Genomic DNA, 19,675 nt, shown 5'->3' on the forward strand with positions numbered 1-19,675 from the left:
GCCCTTGTCCACGCTGCTCAACCGCCGCTCCGCCCTGCTCGGCGGCGCCGCCCTGGCGAGCCTCCTTGCCGCCCCGCGGGCCAGGGCGCAGGCGCCCGCTTCCGCTCCCACTGGCCCCTTCGCCCTGCCGGCGCTGCCCTATGCGGCCAATGCGAACGAGCCGCATATCGACGCGCAGACCATGGAGATCCACCACGGGCGGCACCATGCCGCCTATGTCGCCAACCTGAACGCGGCCGTGAAGGACCATTCCCAGGTCGCTACCATGCCGATCGAGCAGATCCTGGCAAAGCTCGGCGAGATGCCGGAGGGCATCCGCACCGCGCTCCGCAACAACGGCGGAGGGCACGCCAACCACGCCATGTTCTGGGGCATCATGGGCGGCAAGGGCGGCGCGCCGACGGGCGAGCTGGCCGAGGCCATCACCCGCGACCTCGGCGGCTTCGACAAGCTGAAGACGGATTTCAACGGCGCCGGCGCCCGCGTCTTTGGCTCCGGCTGGGTCTTCGTCACCGTGGACCGCGCCGGCAAGCTGGCGCTCGCCAGCCGCCCCAACCAGGACACCCCGCTGATGGATGGCGGCCGGGTTCTTCTCGGCAACGATGTTTGGGAGCACGCCTACTACCTGAAGTACCAGAACCGCCGCCCGGCCTATCTCGAAGCTTGGTGGAACGTGCTCGATTGGGAGAAGGTCGCCGCCCGCTACGCCGCGGCCAAGGCCGGTTCGCTCACGGTGTAACGGGAACCGTGGGCAGGGGAGGGCGGTTCACCCCGCACTCCCCCAAACCAATTCCGAGGTTCCCCATGCCGCAGCTCCGGCTGAAGCCGCTCAACCAGCAGACCATCGTTATCACCGGCGCCAGCTCCGGCATCGGCCTTGCCACCGCGCGGCTCGCCGCGCAGTCCGGCGCTCGCGTCTTCCTTATCTCGCGCAACGGCGAGGCGCTGGAGAAGATCGTACAGGAACTACGCAACCAGGGCGCCCGCGCCGACCATGCCGTCGCCGATGTCGGCAGGCTGGAGGAGCTGGAGGCAGCCGCGCAGAAGGTGCAGGAGGCCTTCGGCGGCTTCGACTCCTGGGTGAACGACGCCGGCACCTCGATCTATGGCGAGATCGAGAAGGTCCCGCTGGCCGACCACCATCGCCTGTTCGAGACCAATTACTGGGGCGTCGTCCACGGCAGCACCATCGCCGCCCGGGCACTCCGGCAACGTGGCGGCGGCGCCATCGTCAACATCGGCAGCGTGCTGTCGGACCGGGCGATGATGCTGCAGGGCCCCTATTCCGCTACCAAGCACGCCGTCCGTGCCTTCACCGACGCGCTCCGGATGGAGCTGGAGCGGGACGGCGCGCCGATCAGCGTCACGCTCATCAAGCCCTCCGGAATCGAGACCGGCTTCCAGGACCATGCGCGCAACTACCTGCCGAGCGAGGGCGTCCGCGTGCCCCCGCCGGCCTATGACCCGAAGCTCGTCGCCCGCGCCATCCTCCATGCCTGCGCCCACAAGCGGCGGGAGCTGGTGGTCGGGTTCGGCGGCCATGCCATCGCGCTGATGGGGGCCCTCTTCCCCCGCACCACCGACCTGGTGATGGAGGCCGTCGGTTATCCCGCGCAGGTCAGCGACAAGCGCCCGAAGGCCAGCCGCGCCGACAACCTCTACCAGCCTCGCGAGGACGGCACCGAGAAAAGCCTAACCCGCCCCGTCGCTCCGGTGCGCAAGACCAGCCTCTTCCTCGAGGCCCAGCTCCACCCCGCCATGACGGCGGCGGCACTGGCAGGGCTCGGGGCTCTCCTCATCGGCGTCGGCGCGGCGCGGCGGATGGGCGGCGGGCGTGTCCTCGTCCCCGGCCAGCGCCCGGTGCGCCGCCTCGCCCGCGAGGCCCAGCGCCGCATCGGCGGCATCTTCTGATGCCGCATCCGGCTCTCGTCCCGGGCGCCGTCGCCGTCGTGACGGGCGGCGCCGCGGGTATCGGCCTCGCCGCCGCCACCCGCTTCGCCCGGGCCGGCCTTCGCATCGTCCTCGCCGATCTCGGCGAGGACCGCCTGGTCCGGGCCGCCGCCGGCATCGTGGAAGCCGTCCCCGATGCCGAGGTAGTGACCCAGCCCTGCGACGTCGGCGACCCGGCCCAGGTCGCGGCGCTGGAAGCCGAGGTGCGTGCCCGTTTCGGCGGCACGGACGTGCTGATGAACAATGCCGGCATCCAGCCGGGCAGCACCATCTTCGGCCCTCCCGGCACTTGGTCGCGCATCCTCCAGACCAATCTCTGGGGCCTCATCCATGGCAGCCAGATCTTCGTGCCGCGGATGATCGAGCGCGGCCGCCCTGGCCTCGTCATCAACACCGGCTCGAAGCAGGGCATCACGACACCGCCCGGCGACCCGGCCTACAACGTAGCGAAGTCCGGCGTCCGCACCTTCACCGAGGCGTTGCAGCACGAGCTGCGCAACACCGAGGGCTGCCGGATCAGCGCGCATCTGCTGATCCCCGGCTTCGTCTTCACCGGCCTCACCGCCAACGGCCGCACGGAGAAGCCCGCCGCCTCCTGGACGCCAAATCAGACGGTGGATTTCATGCTGGAGCGCCTGGAGGCCGGCGACTTCTACATCCTCTGCCCCGACAACGACGTGCCGCGCTGGCTGGACGAGCGGCGCATCCTTTGGTCGACGGGCGACATCGTCGAGAACCGCCCGCCGCTGTCGCGCTGGCACAAGGATCACGCCGCGGCCTTCGCCGCCTATGTCGAGCGGTCCAGGGACGGTTGAGGGGCCCTACCCAGGCCTCGCCGCCGCCGGTGCGCGGGACGCCTTCACGCCGCGCCCTGTCCCGCCGATAGTGCCGGTACGCACCATCGGGAGGAGAGGGGCATGTCAAAGGTCATCATCAGCGTCGCCGTCACCGGGGCGATCCACACGCCCAGCATGTCGGACTACCTGCCGATCACCCCGCAGGAGATCGCCGAGCAGTCGATCGCGGCGGCGGAGGCTGGGGCCGCCATCATCCACCTGCATGCGCGCGACCCGCAGGACGGCCGGCCGACGCCGGACCCGAAGGTCTTCATGCAGTTCCTGCCCGTCATCAAGCAGTCGACCGATGCGGTGATCAACATCACCACCGGCGGCGGACTCGGCATGTCGGTCGACGAGCGGCTAGCGGCGCCGCTGCAGGCGAAGCCGGAGATGTGCTCGCTCAACATGGGCAGCATGAACTTCAACATCTCGGGCAGCGCCGCCCGCATCAAGAATTTCAAGCATGAGTGGGAGCGGCCCTACCTGGAGGGTACGACGGACTTCATCTTCCGCAACACCTTCAAGGACATCGAGCAGATCGTCGAGCGGCTCGGCAAGGGCCACGGCACCCGCTTCGAGTTCGAATGCTACGATGTCGGCCACCTCTACAACCTGGCCCATATGCTCGACCGCCGCGTGGTGGAGCCGCCGCTCTTCACCCAGACGATCTTCGGCATCCTGGGCGGCGTCGGCGCCGAGCCGCGCAACCTGCTCTTCATGAAGGAGACGGCGGACCGGCTCTTCGGCAAGGACTATGTGTGGTCGGTGCTGGCGGCGGGGCGGAACCAGATGCCCTTCACCACCATGGCCGGAATGCTCGGCGGCAATGTCCGCGTCGGACTCGAGGATAGCCTCTGGCTCGGCCGCGGCGTGCAGGCGAAGAGCAATGCCGAGCAGGTGGCGAAGATCCGCCGCATCCTGGAGGAGCTGAGCCTCGAGATCGCAACTCCCGCCGAGGCGCGGCAGATCCTGGCGCTGAAGGGCGGCGACAAGGTCGGCTTCTGAGCGGGAAAGGGGCGGCGGCTGCCCGCCGCCCTGGCCCGTTACTGCACTACGGCGATGTCGATCACCTCGGCCTGCGGCAGACCGGTCACCTGGCCGACCGTGGTCGCCTTGCCGTTCGACAGGTCGACATGGTGCAGCGTGCTGCCGGCCATGAGCACCGCCATGTTGCCGCCGCCCGCCTCGGGCATGATGTCGAAGGCGACGCCGCCCGGCAGGCTCGGCGCGACCTCGCCCTTCGGTTGCTGTACGCCCTCGTTCGGCGGGGCCTGGAGGTTCAGCGAACGGGTCAGCGTGTCGACGGTGAAGAGCATGGTCGCCGTCGCGCCCTTCATGCTGTTGGTATAGGCGCCGGCGACGACGCGCGGCGTGGTCTCGGCCCAGGGCGTGCCGGCCTGGTAGCGGAGCTGCCCGTCCTTCGCCACCTGGCCGTTGTCGACGTTGATGCGGAGATTGGTGCCGTTCATCCCCATCACCCGCAGCCGGTCGGCGACCGGGTTGAAGTCGACGGTCGCGCGCCCGCCGCTCTCGAAACGCTCGGAAAGGCGGCTGACCTGGGTGGCGCGGCCGGTCGCGGCATCGATGGTGACGATCTGGCCGGCATCGGTCAGCCCGTAGAGCTTCATGTCGGCCGGCCGCACATCGATGCCGAGCAGCCGGCCCTCGATGCCGGTGACGTGCACTGGCGCCATGGCGCGGCGGGTCTGGCTGTCGATGCGGACAAGATGGTTGTCGGCGGTGAGGCCGACGAGCGTGGCGGCTTCGGCGCCGGCAGCCGAAAGGGCGAGGGCGGCGCCGGCGGCGAGCATCATGCGAACGGTGCGGGTCATGGCGTCTCTCCGAAAGGGAGCGGCAACCATTCCGCTGCCGCTGCTGGCCTTACGGAGCGTTGGCGAGGCTGGATGCGACGTTTGGTATCACAGAGTTGGGAAAACGCTCGCTTAGCCCCGGAAGCCTGACATCACGAAGAGCAGCAGCATGACCGCGAGCAGGATCGCGCCGGTGATGAGCTGGGACACCCAGCCCTGCTCGGCCTCCCGGGCCCCCGCGCCGCGGCGGGAGCGAGCCATCTCGACATCGGACGTCGGTTCAGCCCCTTTCACCGGAATGGCGGCATGGACGGCGGCAAGGATGGCGCAGGAAAGGACCGGGCATGTTCTTGTCCTGGACAGGTGCCCGCACCCGATGGCGCGAGCGCCGGCGCAGCAACCGGCACGGTCAGCTTAACATCACGGCTCGGTGATGTATGTCGAAAAAATAGAATCCTGTAGGCGATTGAGCCTCGAGGGTCAGCTTGCGCCTGCCGCCGTCAGCCGCCCGATGAAGAGGATCGGCCCAGTCGGCCGTCCGGTCGGCGAGCCGCCGGGCGGCTCCAGGCTGATCTCGATCAGCATTCCCGGCTCCGGCCGCAAGCCGCCGGTGCTCACCGTCAGCTGCCCCTCGGGCGGGATGAGGCCAAGCGAGGTCGGCGCCGTCGCCCCTGGCGGCAGGCCCCAGAGCTGCATCGCCCGGCCTTCCTCCAGCCGGCGCGGGTTGAGCGAGGCGAGGCGCAACTGCCCGGCGGCATTGGCCTCCACCACCCAGGCCGGCTGGTCGCGCTGGGTGAGCAGGACGGTCATCAGCCGCGGCGGCTCGGGCACGGGGCGCGTCACCAGCAAGGCTGCAAGGCCGGCCGCCACCGCGCTGGCGCCGATCGCCCAACCGCGCCACGGGTCGAGCCAGCGGCGCCGCGGCACGGGGGCAGGGCGGGGGGCTCCGGGCAGCGCTGCCTCGATACGGTCCCACAGATCGGGCGGCGGCGACTCCGGCGCGGCGAGTGCCAGCAGTGGCGCAAGGCGCACCTCCCACTCGCGGATGGCCGCGCGCAGCCCGGTATCGCCCGGCAGCGCCGCCTCCACCTCCGCCACCGCGCGGGCGTCGAGCGTGCCGAGGACGTATTCGGCCGCGAGGATGTCGCGGTCCTGCGGATCGGTGGGGATCACGTCAGGCACTCCCGCAGCTGCAGGAGGCCGCGCCTGATCCAGGCCTTCACCGTGCCGAGCGGCAGGTCGAGCCGCGCCGCCACCTGGGCGTGGGAGAGGCCGTGGACGAAGGCAAGGAGGATGCCCTTGCGGTTCTTCTCGTCGAGGGCCGAAAGGCAGTCGCGCAGCCGCCGCCCCTCGGCGCTCGCCGCCACGTGCTCCAACGCCTCGGGTGCCACAGCGATGTCGCCGAGCGCCGGGTCGTCGGTCGGCAGCTCCCGCCCGCGCTTCCGCGCCAGGTCGAGCGCCGCATGCCGAGCGACGGCGCCGAGCCAGGCCCCGGCCTCGCCCCGTGCCGGGTCGAATTGCGCCGCCCGCTGGCTGATGCGGAGGAAGGTGTCCTGCACCGCATCCGCCGCCGCCTCGCGGTCGCGCAGGATGGACTGGGCGATGCCGAAGAGCCGTGTCGCCTGCTGCTGGTAGAGCGCCCGCAGCGCCCCGCGATCGCCGCGCGCCACCTCGACGAGCAGCGCCGCCGCCGGGGATTCGGCCCTCACTGGGCGAAGAGCCGGAAGAGGCGCTGCAACAGCTCGCGGCCATCGAGGCCGGGCGGGGGCTCCACCGCAGCCTGGGGCTCGCGCGGCACCTGGCGGGCGAAGCGGGCCACCGCCTCGCGCGTTCCGGAGAGGCGCAGCTCGGTCGGCTCGGCCGTGCTGCTGCCGCCCCCGGTGCCGACCAAGCGTATCAGCGCTCGGTCGGCCTGCAACACCTCGGTCTCCATGCGGGCGGCATCCTCGGCCCTTGGGGTGCAGAGGATGCTGCGGCCCTCGAGCGCGCAGGGCATCTCCACCATGCGGTTGGGCAAGAAACGGAGCTGCGCCGTGCCCGAGAGCGCCAGCAGGCCGCGGGCCGCGCCATCCAGCGTCAGCTCGCGCGCCGTCACCGCGGGAACCAGCCGGCCGCGCCGGTCGATGATCTCGAAGGCAAGGCCGCTGCCGGTCCCGGAGGGCCGTTCCAGCCAATCGCGGTGGCGCAGCAGGCAGGCCGCCCGGTCCGTCATGCGGTCGGCGGCGCAGGCGAGGCGCCAGCTGCCGATCTCCTCCACCGGCTGCGCCCGGGCGGCGCCGGCGAGGAGTGGAAGGAGAAGGCATGCTAGGACGGCAGGACGCGGCATGGGGCCGAGCATAGGCCGGGATGCGGAGGGACGAAATGGCACCGATCACGCTGGCGGACGGGACGGAGGTGCCGACGCTCGGCCAGGGCACCTGGCACATGGGCGAGCGAGGCAGCGACCGGCGCCGGGAGGCGGCGGCGCTCCGCCTCGGCCTCGACCTCGGCATGACCCTGATCGACACCGCCGAGATGTACGCCGAAGGCGGCGCCGAGGAGGTGGTGGCCGAGGCCATCGCCGGGCGGCGCAGCGATGTGTTCCTCGTCTCCAAGGTTTATCCTCACAATGCGGGCGGCCGAAAGCTTGAGGCGGCGCTGGAGCGCAGCCTCAAGCGCCTGCGGACGGACGCCCTCGACCTCTACCTGCTGCACTGGCGGGGCTCGGTGCCCCTCGAGGATACGGTGGAGGCGATGGAGCGGATGCGGGGGCTGGGCAAGATTCGCCGCTGGGGCGTCTCCAACCTCGACGTCGACGATCTGGAGGAGCTTGGCCCGGCGCTGGCGGACTGCGCGACGGATCAGGTGCTCTACAACCTGGAGCATCGCGGGGTGGAGTTCGACCTGCTGCCCTTCTGCCGAGGGCGGCGGATGCCTGTGATGGCCTACAGCCCGGTCGGCCAGGGCGGGGCGCTGCTGCGGCACCCGGCCCTGCAGGGCGTGGCGCGGCGGCTCGGCGCGACGCCGGCCCAGGTGGCGATCGCCTGGACGCTGCAGCAGGGCGGCGTCATCGGCATCCCGAAGGCGGCCGACGAGGCGCATGTGCGGCTGAACGCCGCGGCCGGCGAACTGCGCCTCGCGCCTGAGGACCTCGCTGCGCTCGATGCCGACTTCCCGCCGCCTAGGCGGAAACGGTCCCTGGCGATGCTGTAGGCGCGTTCAGCACGCCGAGATGCAGCCTTTGGACGGCACCGGCGACGGTCACGTCGAGCCCCGGCCGCGTGTAGTAGCAGCCGCGCACATGCAGGCTGGCGGCCAGCGCCCGGATGAAGGCCTCCGCGAGGTCCGGCTCCGGCGGCGCCGCCTCGCGCCAGAAGCGGTCGAGGCCGCCCTGCCAGGCGAGGCCGGGCACGTCGTAGATCGCCTGGCCGAGCGGCAGGATGGCACAGCCCATGGCGATCGCCTTCACCCCGACGGTGCTGTTCACGGTGACGGTGCCCCGGCACCGGGCGATCACCCGCTCCATCGGCAGCGCCCCGCCGAGATAGGCGACGCGTCCCGCCACCCCCTGCGCCGCGGCGATCCGCCGGACCCGCCGCGCCCAGGATTTCAGCCCGGGATCAAGCGGGTGGACCTTCACCAGCAGCCGTGCCTCGGCCGGGGCATGGCGGCCGAAGCTCGCCACCGTCTCGGCGATGGCGCTGTCCATGTCGGGGAAGCGGGAATAGGCGCGGATGGAGTAGTCGGTCTCCATCTGCATGGCGAAGAGGTAGAGTGGCACGCCGAGGGCGGCCAGCCGGTCCAGGGTTTCCGCCGCCGCCTGCGTCTCGCGCCGTCGCAGCAGCAGGCGGAGGCCGGTCGCCAGATAGGCCGGGATCGGCGGATGCAGCAGGAAGCTCTCGTAGTGCCGGTAGGGCCAGGGCAGCAGCGAGGCCAGGTGGAACAGCACGTCCCAGCGCGCCTGGGTGGCGAAGCTGTCGCGGTGGTGCTCGCGCAGGTCGGGCGGCGGGCAGCGAGAGGCCAGCAGCCGGATCGCCGCCGGATCGCGCGGGAAGCGGCTTTCGGCCCCCATGCCGTCGCGCTCCAGCGTTACCCAGTCCGGGCGGAGATAGCCGAAATCCGTCACCGTCACCGCGATGCCGCGCGCCCGGGCGAGGGCGATGGCCGGCTTGTGGTAGGGCCGCTGCTCGCCGAGCAGGACGAGGTCGGTGATGCCGTGCCGCCCATAGAAGCGGTCGAGGAAGCCTGGCCACTCCGAAAGCCGCCCGCGGAAATCCTTCGCCCCCGGCCCTTGCCAGAACAGCCGGTCGCCGAGGCAGAGATTGATCCGCCAGGCCTCGTGCCCCAACGCCCGCAGCCCGGCCGCGACCTCCGCGAAGAAGGGGCTGATCGGCCCTTGCAGGAAGAGGAAGCGGCGCCTCTCCTGCGCAGGCTGGACGGGAGCTGCAACCATGCCCGCCCTTTCGCAGCGGAGGCATGAAAGGTCAAGCAATTTAATACGATATCGTAACTTAAGCCCGGCGGGTGAGGCGGAGTGCGCGGCGGAGATCCGCCGCATCCGCAAGGCGCCGCCCTTGGCGCGCCAAGTGGCGCAGCAGATCGGGTGGCGGGAAGGGGCAATAGGGCAGCGGCACCACCTCCCGTCCTGACTTCGGACGGGCAATCGCCTCCACCAGCAACGGCACCCCGGCCAGGTGCAGCGCGCGCGCGGCAGCGCTGGCGGTGATGCCGGGCGGCAACGGCACCTCCCGCTGCGCCAGGATGGCGCCGGCATCGATGCGCGCCGCAAGCCGGTGAATGGTGACGCCGAAGCATGGTTCCGGCTCGGCCAGTGCCCAGATGGTGGGAACCGGCCCGCGATGCCGGGGCAGCAAGGCAGGGTGCAGGTTGATCCCGCCCCATGGCGCCAGCGCCAGGGTTTCGGCGCGGAAGATCTGATCGAAATGGAAGGAAACCAGCAGGTCCGGCCGCGCGGTGTCGATCGCCGCCGCCATGGCGGGCCCGTTCACATCCGCCACCTCGACGACGGGGATGCCATGTCCGGCCAGCCGGCCCGGTGCCGGGCGGAGGCCGTAATTCACCGCGAGATAGGGCAACAGCCGCGGCCCGGAGCGGTGGAGATGCCGCCAGGCCCTGGCGCACCACCCCGCCCGATCCCGGCCGGAAGGGATCGGAGCGGCAGATCAGCACCACGCTCTCGCCATGGGCCTGGAGGAAGGCCTCCACCGCCTCGGCGCTCAGCGCGCTTTCCAGGGTGAAGAGGGCGATGCGCAAGCCGCTCAGGAGGCCTTCAGCGCCGCCAGCCCGTCCCGCGCCGCGGCCAGCGCGGTGATGCTGTGCCGGATATCCGCCTCGGTATGCTCGGCGGAAAGGAAGAAGCGCAGCCGCGCCGCACCCTCCGGCACCACGGGGAAGAGGATCGGCTGGACGTTCACGCCAGCTTCGAAGGCGGCGGCGGCGAGTTGCGCCGCCCGCAGCGAGCTGCCGAGGATGACCGGCACGATGCCGAGCCCGGCCGAGCTGCCGGTATCGAATCCCGCCTGCCGCGCCAGGCGGAGGAAGAGTGCCGCATTGGCCTGCAGCCGCGCGACGCGCCATGGCTCCGCCTGCAGCAGTCGGAGCGATTCCAGTGCGGAGGCGGCGAGCGGCGGCGCCAGCCCGACCGAATAAACGAAGCCGGGTGCCGTATGCCGCAGCCAGTCCACCAGCCGCTTCCGGCCAGCGATGTAGCCGCCGCAGGAGGAAAGCGTCTTCGACAGCGTCCCCATCCAGATATCGACCAGGCCTGGATCGACGCCGCACTGCTCGGCGATCCCCTGGCCGGTCGCGCCGAGCACGCCGAGGGAATGCGCCTCGTCGACCATCAGCAGCGCGTCGTGCCGCTGGGCGAGCGCGGCGAAGCGGCCGAGATCGGGCAGGTCGCCATCCATGCTGTAATGGCCCTCGATCACCAGCAGCGCCCGGCCGTGCCGGCTGCGATGTGCGGCGAATTCACGCTCCGCCGCCTCCCAATCGTTATGGGCGAAGGCGATGCGCCGGGCGCCGCTCAGCCGCGCCCCCTCGGCGACCGAGTTGTGGATCAGCCGGTCATGCAGGATGAGGTCGCGTGGCCCGAGCAGCTGGCCGATAACAGTGACGTTGGTGGCGTGTCCGCTGACGAAGGCGAGGCAGGCTTCCGCCCGGTGATGCGCGGCGAGCGCCGCCTCCAGCCCGGCATGGACCGGCCGCTCGCCCGAGGCGAGGCGCGAGGCGGAGGCGGAGACGCCATGGCGGTCGATCGCCGCCTTGGCCGCGGCGGCGACGCGCGGGTCGCCGTTCAGCCCCGCATAGTTGTAGGAGGCGAAGTTGACGTAGCTCCGCCCGCCGATGCTGCTGCGGCCTCCCGCGACGCCGTCATGCTGACGGAAATAGGGGCTCTCGATGCCGAGCGCGGCGCCGGCATCGCGCATCGTCTCGAAATCCCGCATCCCCGGCAGGGTGCCGAGGTCGCGGCCCGGCGATTCGGTTGGCGCCTCCGCTGTCGAGGCCGCGCCGCGCCGGGCCAGGCGGTTGAGCAGGGCGCTGCGGGCGCTGGCGCTGAGGTCGAAGCCGGTGCTCATGCCGCATCCTCCAATCCGCTGGCCTCGGGCTCATGCGCGGCGAGCAGCGCCTCGGCGCTGTCGTCCCGCGGCCCGGCCTGGAGCCGGGCGAGGATGCGCCGGGCAAGGCCATCCAGCGTCAGCCCGTCGCCCACCCCATCGAGCGCCACGGCCACGCCAAGCCGCCCCTCGAGCGCCGTCCGCAGCTCCATCCCGCCGAGGCTGTCGAGGCCAAGCCTGGCAAGCGGCGCCTCGGGGCCGATGGACGGCGCCGGCAGGCGGAGGATGCGGGCCAGTTCGGCCGCCATGGTCTCGCGCAGCAGGGCGAGCGCCTCCGACTCCACCAGGCCGCGCAGCCGGGTGCGGAGGCCGGCGGCATCCCCGGCGGGCGCGGCGAGGCCGCGGACCGCCTCGAAGCCGGGTTCGGCCAGGATGGCGAGCGCGGCACACGCGGCCGGCCAGGTGATGCGTGCGAGGCCGGGCGCCGCTGCATCCGCGGCAAGCAGGGCGGGCAGGGCGGCCAGCGCCTCCTCGGCCCGCATGGCGGCGACGCCGAGGCGGCGCTCCAGGATCTCCACCTTTGCGGCATCCCCGGCCAGCATGCCGGCATCGGCGATCGGGCCCCAGCCGATGGCCATGGCCGGGCGGCCGGCAGCGCGGCGGCGCCGGGCCAGCGCCTCGAGCCCGGCATTCGCGGCGACATAGGCGGCCTGGCCGGGATTGCCGACGGCGACGGTGGCGGAGGAGTACATGAGGAACAGGTCCAGCGGATCGCGGGCGGTCAGCCGGTCGAGAGTGTCGGCGATGGCGAGCTTCGCCGTCAGCACCGGTGCGGCACGCGCCGGATCGAGCAGTGCCGCCGCGCCGTCGCCGGTCAGCGCCGCGGCGTGGATGATGCCGCGAATCGGTGGGCAGGAGGCACGGATCTCGGACAAAGCCCGCTCCAGCGCCGCGGCATCGGTGGCGTCGCAGGCATGCAGCGAGGCGGTGGCGCCGCGGGCGGCGATGTCGCGCACCGCCGCATCCGCCCCGGGCGCCGCAGCGCCGCGACGGGAAAGCAAGGCGAGGTGCCGCACACCCCGTTCCGCCAGCCAGCGCGCCGTCGCCAGGCCGAAGCCCCCGGTGCCGCCGATGACGAGGATGGTGCCCTCGGCTGCGCGGGCGAGCGGCGAGGCGGCTTCGGCCTGGCCTCCGGGCGCCGGCGGATGGACCACCAGCTTGCCGATATGGCCGCCGGCCTGGAGCGCGCGGAAGGCGGCCTCCACCTCCGTCGCGGGACAGCTGGCGGCGGGGAGGGGACGGATCTCGCCCTCGCGCAGCCGGGCGGCGATGCCGGCCAGCAGCCGCGCCGCCCGGGCCGGCCGGGCCCGCGCCAGTTCGTCGATGTCGACGGCGAAGTAGGTGGCGTTGCGCCGCAGCGGGCGGAGGGCGACGCGGCTGCCCTCGGCGAAGTCGCGCTTGCCGAGCTCGATGAAGCGGCCAAAGGGGCGCAGCAGGCCGAGCGAGCGCTCCATCGCCGCGCCGGCGAGGGAGTTCAGCACCACGTCCACCCCCTCCGGCCAGGTGGCGCGGAGGGTATCGGCAAAGCCGGCGTCGCGGCTGTCGAGCACCAGCGTCGCCCCGGCGGCACGGAGGAAGGCGCGGCGCGAGGGGCTGCCGGCGCTGGCCGCCACGAGCGCGCCGCGGGCCAGCGCCACCTGGAGCGCGGCCAGGCCGACGGCGCCGCTGCCGCCATGGATCAGCACGCGCTCGCCCGGCTCCAGCTGCGCCAACTCCTCCAGAGCATGCACTGCGGTCATGAAGGCGACGGGAATGGTGGCGGCGGCGACCGGATCGAGCCCGTCCGGCATCGGCACCAGCGCCTCGGCGCGGGTGCGGGCATGGCTGGCGAGTGCCGCCGGCGCCACGCCGAAGACTCGCTGGCCGGGGCGGAGCGCCACGCCCCCGCCCACCGCCTCGACCACCCCAGCGCATTCCATGCCGAGATGCGGTCCGGCGAAGCCGGGCAGCAGCGCCTCCTCCGGCAGCAGGCCCTGGGCCCACATCACGTCGCGGAAGTTGAGCCCGGCAGCCTCGATGCGCCGCGCCAGTTCACCCGGTCCCGGCATGCCCGGGAGGAAGCCCTCCCAGTGGAGGCTGCCGAGCTGGCCGGGCTGGCGGATGGCCAGCCGCTGCGGGCCGGCCGGGGACGGGGCGGGCGGCAGCCCAGGGCGAAGGCGGGGGACCAGCCGGGCGGCCTCGGTGAGGGTGACCTCGGCCTCATCATCCTGCTCGGTCAGCAGTTCGGCGGCGAGGCGGCGGGAAGCCTGCTCCGGGCCGAGCTGGGGCGCGAGGTCGATCCGCCGCGGCTTCAGCCCGGGATGCTCGTTGGCCAGGACCCGGCCGAGGGCGAAGAGGGCGGCGGCGCCCGGCTCGTGCCGAGTGCCGGGCCCATCGGGTTGCTGGCCGCCCTGGGTGACGATGCAGAAGCCGGCGGCGCTTCCTTCGGCCGCGGCGCCGAGCCGGGACAGGGCGGCGAGCGAGGCGGCAATCTCCTCCGGCCTGCGGCCGCCGGCCAGCGCCACCACCAGGCTGTCGGCAAGGGCGTGCGGCGGCAGGCCGGCGGCCTCCGCCAGGCCGCCGCCGGAGACGGTGGCTCCACGGGATTGCAGCGCGGCGGCGACGGCCGGCCGCAGCCCCGCCATGGCCGCATCGGCAAAGAGGGCGACGCGGCGGAGCTTCGGCGCGGCCAGCAGCGTGGCGCCGGCGGCGGCCCGCCCGCCAATCAGCAGGGCGGGGAAGGGAGCGGCGCGCAGCGGCTCGGCGAGTGGGGCGGCCCAGCCCTCGGCGGGGAGGGCGGCCGCCCAGGATGCTGCAGGCGCGAGCGGCGCGGCACCGCACCAGCCCGGCTCCTGGCCGCAGCAGAAATTCCACAGCCAGCCGGGCAGCGGCTCGGCCAGCAGCAGGGTCGCGCCCGGCGCGGCGCCCTGGCGCAGCGGGCCGAGCAGGGCAGTGCCGCGCCGCAGCCGTGCCCCGGCGGCGAGGCCGACCACCAGGTCGGCGGCAAGGGGCGGTGCGTCGCCACCCTCCGGATCCCAGGGGCGGAGGGTGAGTTCGATGCCCTCCGGCACCGCCGGCAGCGGCATCGGCGGCTGGCCCGGCAGCGGCGCCGCGGTCAGCAGCACGCGCCGGCCGCAGCCGGCCAGCGCACGCAGCAGATGCGCGGTGAGCGGCCCGGTGCCGGCCGCGACCTCCAGCACCCGGAGCGGCCGGGCCGCGGGCCAGGCAGCGGCGAAGGCGGCGACGGCCTCGGCCAGCACGCGGGCGAGGCGGTCATAGCCGGCCGCTTGCGGCGGCGGCGGGGCGCCGGCCTCGCCGGCCAGGCGATGGGCGAGGACCTGCGGCAGCTGTTCCGCCGCCAGCGCCGCCCAGGCGAGGTCCTGGGCAAGGTCGGGCTGCTCCAGCAGTACCTGGCGCCAGATCTCCGCCGCCGGAGGCAGGTCGGGAGCCGGGACTGGGTGCAGGCCGAGCGGGCCCTGCTCCGCCAGACCGTCCGCGGCCAGGGCTTCCAGCAGCATGCGGGCATAGGGGCCGGTCGCCGGTGCTGCCCCCCGCGCGGCATGGGCGGCGGCGCAGAAGCCCTCCAGCAGCAGCGAGGCCTCGGTCAGGTCGAGCGCCGCGTCCTGCCGCAGCGCCGCGGCGAGCGGGACGGCAAGGTCCACCGGTTCGGCCGGCTCGTTGCCGAGGGCGGGCAGCAGCGCCATGCGGAAGGCGCCCTCCAGCGGATCCGCCCGGCCTGGCAGGCGGATGCGGAGGAAGCTGCATCCCTCCAGCACCGCGACCACCCCGCCGGTCGCGTCGCGCAGGACAAGGTCGGCGGCGGCGCTGCGGCTGCCGCGCTCGGTGAGGCGGATCGCGGCGGCGGCCGGCGCTTCGGCCCCGCAGCGCAGCACCAGCCGACCGATGCGGACGGGGACGAAGCCGGTGCCGGGCTCGGCCGGCGCCTCAGTGAGCAGGCCGAGCAGGGCCTGCAAGGCACCGTCGAGCCGGACGGGGTGGAGCAGGAATCCGGCATCCGGCGGCGCCGCCGCAGGGCGGGCCAGCCTGGCGCGGGCGAGGCCGGCCTCCGCATCGACCGACACCTCCTCCAGCGCTTGAAAGGCAGGGCCGTAATCGAGGCCAAGACGGGAGGCGAGAGCCAGGAGCGCCTCGCGGTCGAGGCGGCGCGGCAGGGCGGAGGGTTCGGCGGCGGCATCCGGCAGGCGGGGGAGGGCTGCGACGCGCGCCTCGGCGTGCAGGGTCCAGGCCTCGTCGGCAAGGCGGCGGCGGCTGGCGAGGGCGAAGGCGCCGGCTGCGTCGAGCGTCACCCGGATTTCGCGGGAGGCATCCGCCTCCAGCGGCATCGGCTGATGGATGGCGAGGTCGCGCAGCTCCAGCGCCGGCGCCTCCGGATGGGAGGCCAGGGCGGCGGCCAGCGCCATCTCCGCCATGGCCGCGGCGGGCAGCACCGGCTGGCCGGCGAGCCGGTGGTCGGCCAGCCAGGGCTCCAATTCGGTGTCGATGTGCCGGGTCCAGAGGCCGGGCTCATTCCCGCGGCGAAAGCCAAGCAGGCGGTGCTCGGCCAGCGGCTGGGCGATCGGGATGGCTTCCGCCGTCTGGGCAAGCCAATAGGGCTGGCGGTCGAAAGGCGTCAGCGGCAGGCCGCGCCGGGTGGCGGGGCCGTCATAGGCGAGGCCTCCGCGCGGGTCGGCGCCGAGGACGAAGGCGCGGTCGGCGACGGCCGGGAAGGGGTCGCCCTGCAGGTCGCGCCGGGTGAGGCTGGCCAGGATGCCGGCCTCGCTGCCGGCCTGGCGCAGCGCCTCGCGCAGGTAGCTTTGCAGGATGGGGTTGGGGCCGATCTCGAGGAACAGGCCGGCGCCCTGGCGGATCGCCGCCTCGACCGCGGGGAGGAAGCGCACCGGCTCCCGCAGGTTGCGCCACCAATGGGTCGGGGTGCAGTCGGCGGCGGCGAGCGGCTCAGTGGTGACGGTCGAGATCATCGGCACCGCGGGCGCCGCCGGCGCGAGGCCAGCGAGGTCGGCGAGCAGCCCTTCACGCAGCGGGTCCATGGCCGCGCTGTGGAAGGCGTAGTCGAGGTCGAGGGCGATGCAGCTCCAGCGCCGTGCCGCGGCAGCCTGGGAGGGGCGGTGCAGCGCATCCACCGGCCCGGCCACGGTGATCGCCGATGGGGCGTTGACCGCCGCGATCTCGAGCCCCGGCCCGCATTCGGCGAGCACCGGCAGCGCCGCCTCGGCCGAGCAGCCGAGGGCGGCCATGCGGCCCTGGCCGCGCATCGCCTGCTGGTGACGGCTGCGGGCAACCACCAGCCGGGCGGCCTCCGGCAGGGGCAGCAGGCCGGCGGCGGCGGCGGCGGCGATCTCACCGACCGAATGGCCGAGGCAGAGGGCCGGACGGACGCCTTCCGCCGCCAGCGCCGCGACGATGCCGTGCTGGATGGCGAAGAGCAGCGGCTGGGCGCGGTCCGTGGCGGCAACGGCTTCGGCGCTGACGCCGGCCTCGACCTGCTCAGCGGGGGACCAGCCGAGCAGTGGGGCAAGGGCGGCATCGGCCTCGGCGAGGGCAGCGCGGAAGCGGGGGCTGGCGGCGAAGGCGGCCTGGGCCATGCCGGGCCAGGGGGCGCCGTTGCCGCTGAAGACGAAGGCGATGCCGTGGGGCGGGCCGGCGGTGCCGGCGGCAGCCCCGGATTCGCCGGCCCGCCAGGCGGCGAGGCCTTCGGCCAGGCGTGCCGGGTCGGCGCCGCGAAGGGCGAGGCGGTGCGGCAGCAGGTCGCGGTGGCGGGCGGCGCCGCGCAACAGGGCGGGCAGGGCACGAGGCGGGGTGGCGGCGAGGCGGGCCTGCCAGCGGCTCGCCAGCGCCTTCAGCCCCGCCGCGCTGCGGGCGGAGAGCAGCAGCGGCGGCAGGGGCGCTTCCTGCCGCCCGGGCTCGGGTTGGGGCTGGGCGGGTGGCGCGGCGGCGAGCAGAGCGCAGGCATTGGTGCCGCCGAAGCCGAAGCTGTTCACCCCGATCACCGCGCGGTGGCGGCGGCGCAGCGGCTCCGCCACGAGCGGCACGCGGAGGCCGAGGCCGGTGAAGTCGATCCCCGGGTTCGGCGTCTCATGATGGAGCGAGGGCGGGATCTGGCCGCGCTCCAGCATCAGCATCGCCTTCAGCAGGCCGACGATGCCGGCGGCGGGCTCGGTATGGCCGATATTGGTCTTGGCCGAGCCGATCGGCAGCGCCTCCGTCCGGTGGCGGCCGATGGCGGCGCCGATGGCGCCGGCCTCCAGCGGGTCGCCGGCGGCCGTCCCGGTGCCATGCGCCTCGAAATAGCCGATCCGGTCGGGTGCCACGCCGGATTCGGATAGGACCTGCTCGATCAGCCGGGTCTGGGCCGGGCCGCTCGGCAGGGACAGGCCCATGGTGCGGCCGGCGGCGTTCACGCCGGAGCCGAGGATGACGGCGCGAATCGCATCGCCATCGGCCAGCGCATCCTCGAGGCGCTTCAGCACCACCATGCCGCCGCCCTCGGCGCGGACGTAGCCATCGGCCCTGGCGTCGAAGGCGTGGCAGCGGCCCGTGGGCGAAAGCATCCCCGCCCGGGCGAAGCCGAGAAAGGGGAAAGGCGTGAGCAGCATGTTCGCGCCGCCGACCAGCGCCGCCGGGATCCGGCCGCCGCGCAGCGCCTCGCAGGCCCAGTGGAGTGCCACCAGGGCGGAGGAGCAGGCGGTGTCAATGGTCTGCGCCGGGCCGCGCAGGTCGAAGACGTTGCCGAGGCGGTTGGCGAGAATCGACAGCGCGCTGCCGGTCATGAAGTAGCGGTCGCCGCCCGCCGGTTCGGCGAGGCGGAGATCCCCGTAGTCGGTCAGCGAGCCGCCGATGAAGACGCCGGTGCCGCTGCCGGCGAGGCGCGAGGCGGGCAGGCCGGCATCCTCCAGCGCCTCGGCGGCAAGTTCAAGCAGCAGGCGCTGCTGCGGGTCCATCTCCGCCGCCTCGCGGGGTGAGATGCCGAAGGCGGCGGCGTCGAAGCCGGTGACGTCATCCAGCACGCCGGCGGCGAAGCTGTAGGACTTGCCGGGCTCGCCGCGGCGCGGATGGGCGAAGGCATCGCGGGTGCAGCGCTCGGGCGGGATGCTGGTGACGGCATCCCGGCCCTCCACCAGCAGGCTCCAGAAGGCCTCGGGATCGGGCGCACCGGGCAGGCGGCAGGCGGCGCCCAGGATGGCGATGGCGCCGTCCGGCCGGCGCCTCGCCTTCGCCTCCGCGGGCCGGCTCATGCCAGGCTCGGCTCTCGGCTCGGCAGGGGCTGGGGCAGGGGCGCAGCCGCGGGACGGGGCAGGCCGACGACCCGGTCGAGCAGCGTGTCCACCTGGTCGAAATGCTCGACCCATTGCGGGCGGGACCAATGGCGCAGCCGCGCGCATTGGGCGGCGCGCGCGGCCGAGTCCGGCGCGGCATAGGCCTCGATCCGCTCCATCCAGGCGGGGCCGTCGAGCGGGTCGAGGAATTCGGGCACGGTGCCGCCGACCTCGCGGAGCGGCGCGGTGTCCGAGCAGATCACCGGCGTGCCGAGGGACAGCGCCTCGGCGACCGGCAGGCCATAGCCTTCGACGAAGCTCGGGAAGAGCAGGGCGGTCGCGTTGGCAACCAGGCGGGATACCTCGGCATCGGGCGGGGTGCCGACCTCCTGCACGATGCCGCGCAGCAGGTCGCAGCGCTCCAGCAGGTCGACGACATTCTCGTTCTCCCAGCCGCGGCGACCGAGGACCAGCAGTTTCGGCGGAAGCGGGGTGCCGGGCAGCGCCAGGGCGCGATCCGCCATCTCGCGCCAGACATGCAGCAGCAGCAGGTGGTTCTTCCGCGGCTCGATGGTGCCAAGGCAGACGAAATAGGGCTCGGACGGCAGCAGGGCGGGCGGCGTCCGGGGTAGGTCCACGCCGAGCGGGGCGATGGCGAGCGGCGGCGCGGCGCGGCCATGGCGTGCCAGCCGTGGCAGCAGGGTAGAGGCGGTGAAGGCGGAATTGACGATGATCCCGTCCGCCAGTGCCGCCGTCGTCGCCACCCGCGCCGCATGGCGCGCCACCTGCCGGGTGCGGGAATATTCGGGATGGGTCAGCGGGATCAGGTCATGGATCAGGGGCACGAAGCGGGCGCCCGCGCGGCGCAGGGCGGCGATGGGTGCCTCGCTTTCCAGGGAGCGGTGCGAGACCAGGAGGAAGACGGCACGGCGGTGCGCCTCGATCCGGCTCTGCAACGCAGCCCGGCCGCTGCCGACGGCAAGGCGGGCGTGCAGCCTGGCGGCGATCCGCCTGGCGCGGGTAAGCGCGCCCTCGGCTTCGGGGCCGTGCAGCCAGGTCAGCTCCAATGCCTCGACCAAGGCGGCGACCAGCCGACGCGGAACCAGGCCGAACCAGCCCCAGCCGCTCTGGGCCGCGAAATCGCAGGAGGCTGGCGACTCGTCGAGCCACCGCTTGGCATAGGCCATTTCGACGCGATCGATACC

15 protein-coding genes are annotated in these 19,675 nt (G+C 73.5%); 5 read left to right on the plus strand and 10 right to left on the minus strand.

The features are described from left to right. Nucleotides 1–4: 4 nt before the first annotated feature. The 4 genes from LH62_RS17085 (at nucleotide 5) to LH62_RS17100 (ending at nucleotide 3,794) form a co-directional block, all read left to right on the plus strand. Nucleotides 5–739, plus strand: a complete 735-nt coding sequence (locus LH62_RS17085) for a superoxide dismutase (protein ID WP_043363271.1) — start codon at nucleotides 5–7, stop codon at nucleotides 737–739. Nucleotides 740–804: 65 nt separating this feature from the next. Next, the gene (locus LH62_RS17090; RefSeq protein ID WP_082012622.1) at nucleotides 805–1,911 is read left to right on the plus strand and encodes an SDR family oxidoreductase; all 1,107 of its coding nucleotides are present in this window, start codon (nucleotides 805–807) and stop codon (nucleotides 1,909–1,911) included. Next, nucleotides 1,911–2,765, plus strand: a complete 855-nt coding sequence (locus tag LH62_RS17095; protein ID WP_043363273.1) for an SDR family oxidoreductase — start codon at nucleotides 1,911–1,913, stop codon at nucleotides 2,763–2,765. Before LH62_RS17090 ends, LH62_RS17095 begins: the two co-directional genes overlap by 1 nt. A 102-nt stretch (nucleotides 2,766–2,867) precedes the next feature. After that, the gene (locus LH62_RS17100; RefSeq protein ID WP_043363275.1) at nucleotides 2,868–3,794 is read left to right on the plus strand and encodes a 3-keto-5-aminohexanoate cleavage protein; all 927 of its coding nucleotides are present in this window, start codon (nucleotides 2,868–2,870) and stop codon (nucleotides 3,792–3,794) included. Between the two features lie 38 nt (nucleotides 3,795–3,832). Here the strand turns inward: LH62_RS17100 and LH62_RS17105 are convergent, their stop codons facing one another. From LH62_RS17105 to LH62_RS32065, 5 genes are all read right to left on the minus strand, one after another. Beyond that, nucleotides 3,833–4,621, minus strand: a complete 789-nt coding sequence (locus LH62_RS17105) for a DUF4394 domain-containing protein (RefSeq protein WP_043363278.1) — start codon at nucleotides 4,619–4,621, stop codon at nucleotides 3,833–3,835. A gap of 111 nt (nucleotides 4,622–4,732) precedes the next feature. Continuing rightward, the gene (locus LH62_RS32415; protein ID WP_255359999.1) at nucleotides 4,733–4,861 is read right to left on the minus strand and encodes a hypothetical protein; all 129 of its coding nucleotides are present in this window, start codon (nucleotides 4,859–4,861) and stop codon (nucleotides 4,733–4,735) included. Nucleotides 4,862–5,080: 219 nt separating this feature from the next. Beyond that, on the minus strand, nucleotides 5,081–5,773 hold the full coding sequence (locus LH62_RS17110) for an anti-sigma factor domain-containing protein (protein WP_052214615.1): 693 nt from the start codon (nucleotides 5,771–5,773) through the stop codon (nucleotides 5,081–5,083). Then, complete coding sequence (locus LH62_RS32060; protein WP_043363281.1) at nucleotides 5,770–6,309, minus strand: sigma-70 family RNA polymerase sigma factor; 540 nt, start codon at nucleotides 6,307–6,309, stop codon at nucleotides 5,770–5,772. Before LH62_RS32060 ends, LH62_RS17110 begins: the two co-directional genes overlap by 4 nt. Further along, nucleotides 6,306–6,926, minus strand: coding sequence for a hypothetical protein (locus LH62_RS32065; RefSeq protein WP_236552568.1), 621 nt, complete (start codon nucleotides 6,924–6,926; stop codon nucleotides 6,306–6,308). Before LH62_RS32065 ends, LH62_RS32060 begins: the two co-directional genes overlap by 4 nt. 35 nt (nucleotides 6,927–6,961) lie before the next feature. Between LH62_RS32065 and LH62_RS17125 the strand changes: the two genes are divergently transcribed. After that, nucleotides 6,962–7,792 (plus strand): aldo/keto reductase, encoded by an 831-nt coding sequence (locus tag LH62_RS17125; protein WP_043363286.1) that lies wholly within the window; start codon nucleotides 6,962–6,964, stop codon nucleotides 7,790–7,792. Here the strand turns inward: LH62_RS17125 and LH62_RS17130 are convergent. From LH62_RS17130 to LH62_RS17150, 5 genes are all read right to left on the minus strand, one after another. Further along, nucleotides 7,761–9,032, minus strand: a complete 1,272-nt coding sequence (locus tag LH62_RS17130; RefSeq protein ID WP_043363290.1) for a capsule biosynthesis protein — start codon at nucleotides 9,030–9,032, stop codon at nucleotides 7,761–7,763. The genes LH62_RS17125 and LH62_RS17130 overlap by 32 nt on opposite strands. A 58-nt stretch (nucleotides 9,033–9,090) precedes the next feature. Beyond that, nucleotides 9,091–9,675 (minus strand): formyltransferase family protein, encoded by a 585-nt coding sequence (locus LH62_RS17135; RefSeq protein ID WP_201445524.1) that lies wholly within the window; start codon nucleotides 9,673–9,675, stop codon nucleotides 9,091–9,093. 183 nt (nucleotides 9,676–9,858) lie between these two features. After that, complete coding sequence (locus tag LH62_RS17140) at nucleotides 9,859–11,178, minus strand: aminotransferase class I/II-fold pyridoxal phosphate-dependent enzyme (RefSeq protein WP_043363292.1); 1,320 nt, start codon at nucleotides 11,176–11,178, stop codon at nucleotides 9,859–9,861. Then, complete coding sequence (locus LH62_RS32530; RefSeq protein ID WP_052214616.1) at nucleotides 11,175–18,449, minus strand: SDR family NAD(P)-dependent oxidoreductase; 7,275 nt, start codon at nucleotides 18,447–18,449, stop codon at nucleotides 11,175–11,177. The genes LH62_RS17140 and LH62_RS32530 overlap by 4 nt, the downstream gene beginning before the upstream one ends. Continuing rightward, complete coding sequence (locus LH62_RS17150; RefSeq protein ID WP_052214617.1) at nucleotides 18,446–19,657, minus strand: glycosyltransferase family 1 protein; 1,212 nt, start codon at nucleotides 19,655–19,657, stop codon at nucleotides 18,446–18,448. Before LH62_RS17150 ends, LH62_RS32530 begins: the two co-directional genes overlap by 4 nt. Between the last annotated feature and the right edge of the window lie 18 nt (nucleotides 19,658–19,675).

Origin of the sequence: Belnapia sp. F-4-1, from assembly GCF_000802185.1 — a bacterium.
Classification (GTDB): Bacteria; Pseudomonadota; Alphaproteobacteria; order Acetobacterales; family Acetobacteraceae; genus Belnapia.

Bases quoted from the DNA above. Each gene is read 5' to 3' on its own strand.
- LH62_RS17090 (WP_082012622.1), top strand. From the start codon at position 805: ATGCCGCAGCTCCGGCTGAAGCCGCTCAACCAGCAGACCATCGTTATC.
- LH62_RS17095 (WP_043363273.1), top strand. From the start codon at position 1,911: ATGCCGCATCCGGCTCTCGTCCCGGGCGCCGTCGCCGTCGTGACGGGC.
- LH62_RS17100 (WP_043363275.1), top strand. From the start codon at position 2,868: ATGTCAAAGGTCATCATCAGCGTCGCCGTCACCGGGGCGATCCACACG.
- LH62_RS17105 (WP_043363278.1), bottom strand. From the start codon at position 4,621: ATGACCCGCACCGTTCGCATGATGCTCGCCGCCGGCGCCGCCCTCGCC.
- LH62_RS32415 (WP_255359999.1), bottom strand. From the start codon at position 4,861: ATGGCTCGCTCCCGCCGCGGCGCGGGGGCCCGGGAGGCCGAGCAGGGC.
- LH62_RS32065 (WP_236552568.1), bottom strand. From the start codon at position 6,926: ATGCCGCGTCCTGCCGTCCTAGCATGCCTTCTCCTTCCACTCCTCGCC.
- LH62_RS17125 (WP_043363286.1), top strand. From the start codon at position 6,962: ATGGCACCGATCACGCTGGCGGACGGGACGGAGGTGCCGACGCTCGGC.
- LH62_RS17130 (WP_043363290.1), bottom strand. From the start codon at position 9,032: ATGGTTGCAGCTCCCGTCCAGCCTGCGCAGGAGAGGCGCCGCTTCCTC.
- LH62_RS17140 (WP_043363292.1), bottom strand. From the start codon at position 11,178: ATGAGCACCGGCTTCGACCTCAGCGCCAGCGCCCGCAGCGCCCTGCTC.
- LH62_RS32530 (WP_052214616.1), bottom strand. From the start codon at position 18,449: ATGAGCCGGCCCGCGGAGGCGAAGGCGAGGCGCCGGCCGGACGGCGCC.
- LH62_RS17150 (WP_052214617.1), bottom strand. From the start codon at position 19,657: ATGGCCTATGCCAAGCGGTGGCTCGACGAGTCGCCAGCCTCCTGCGAT.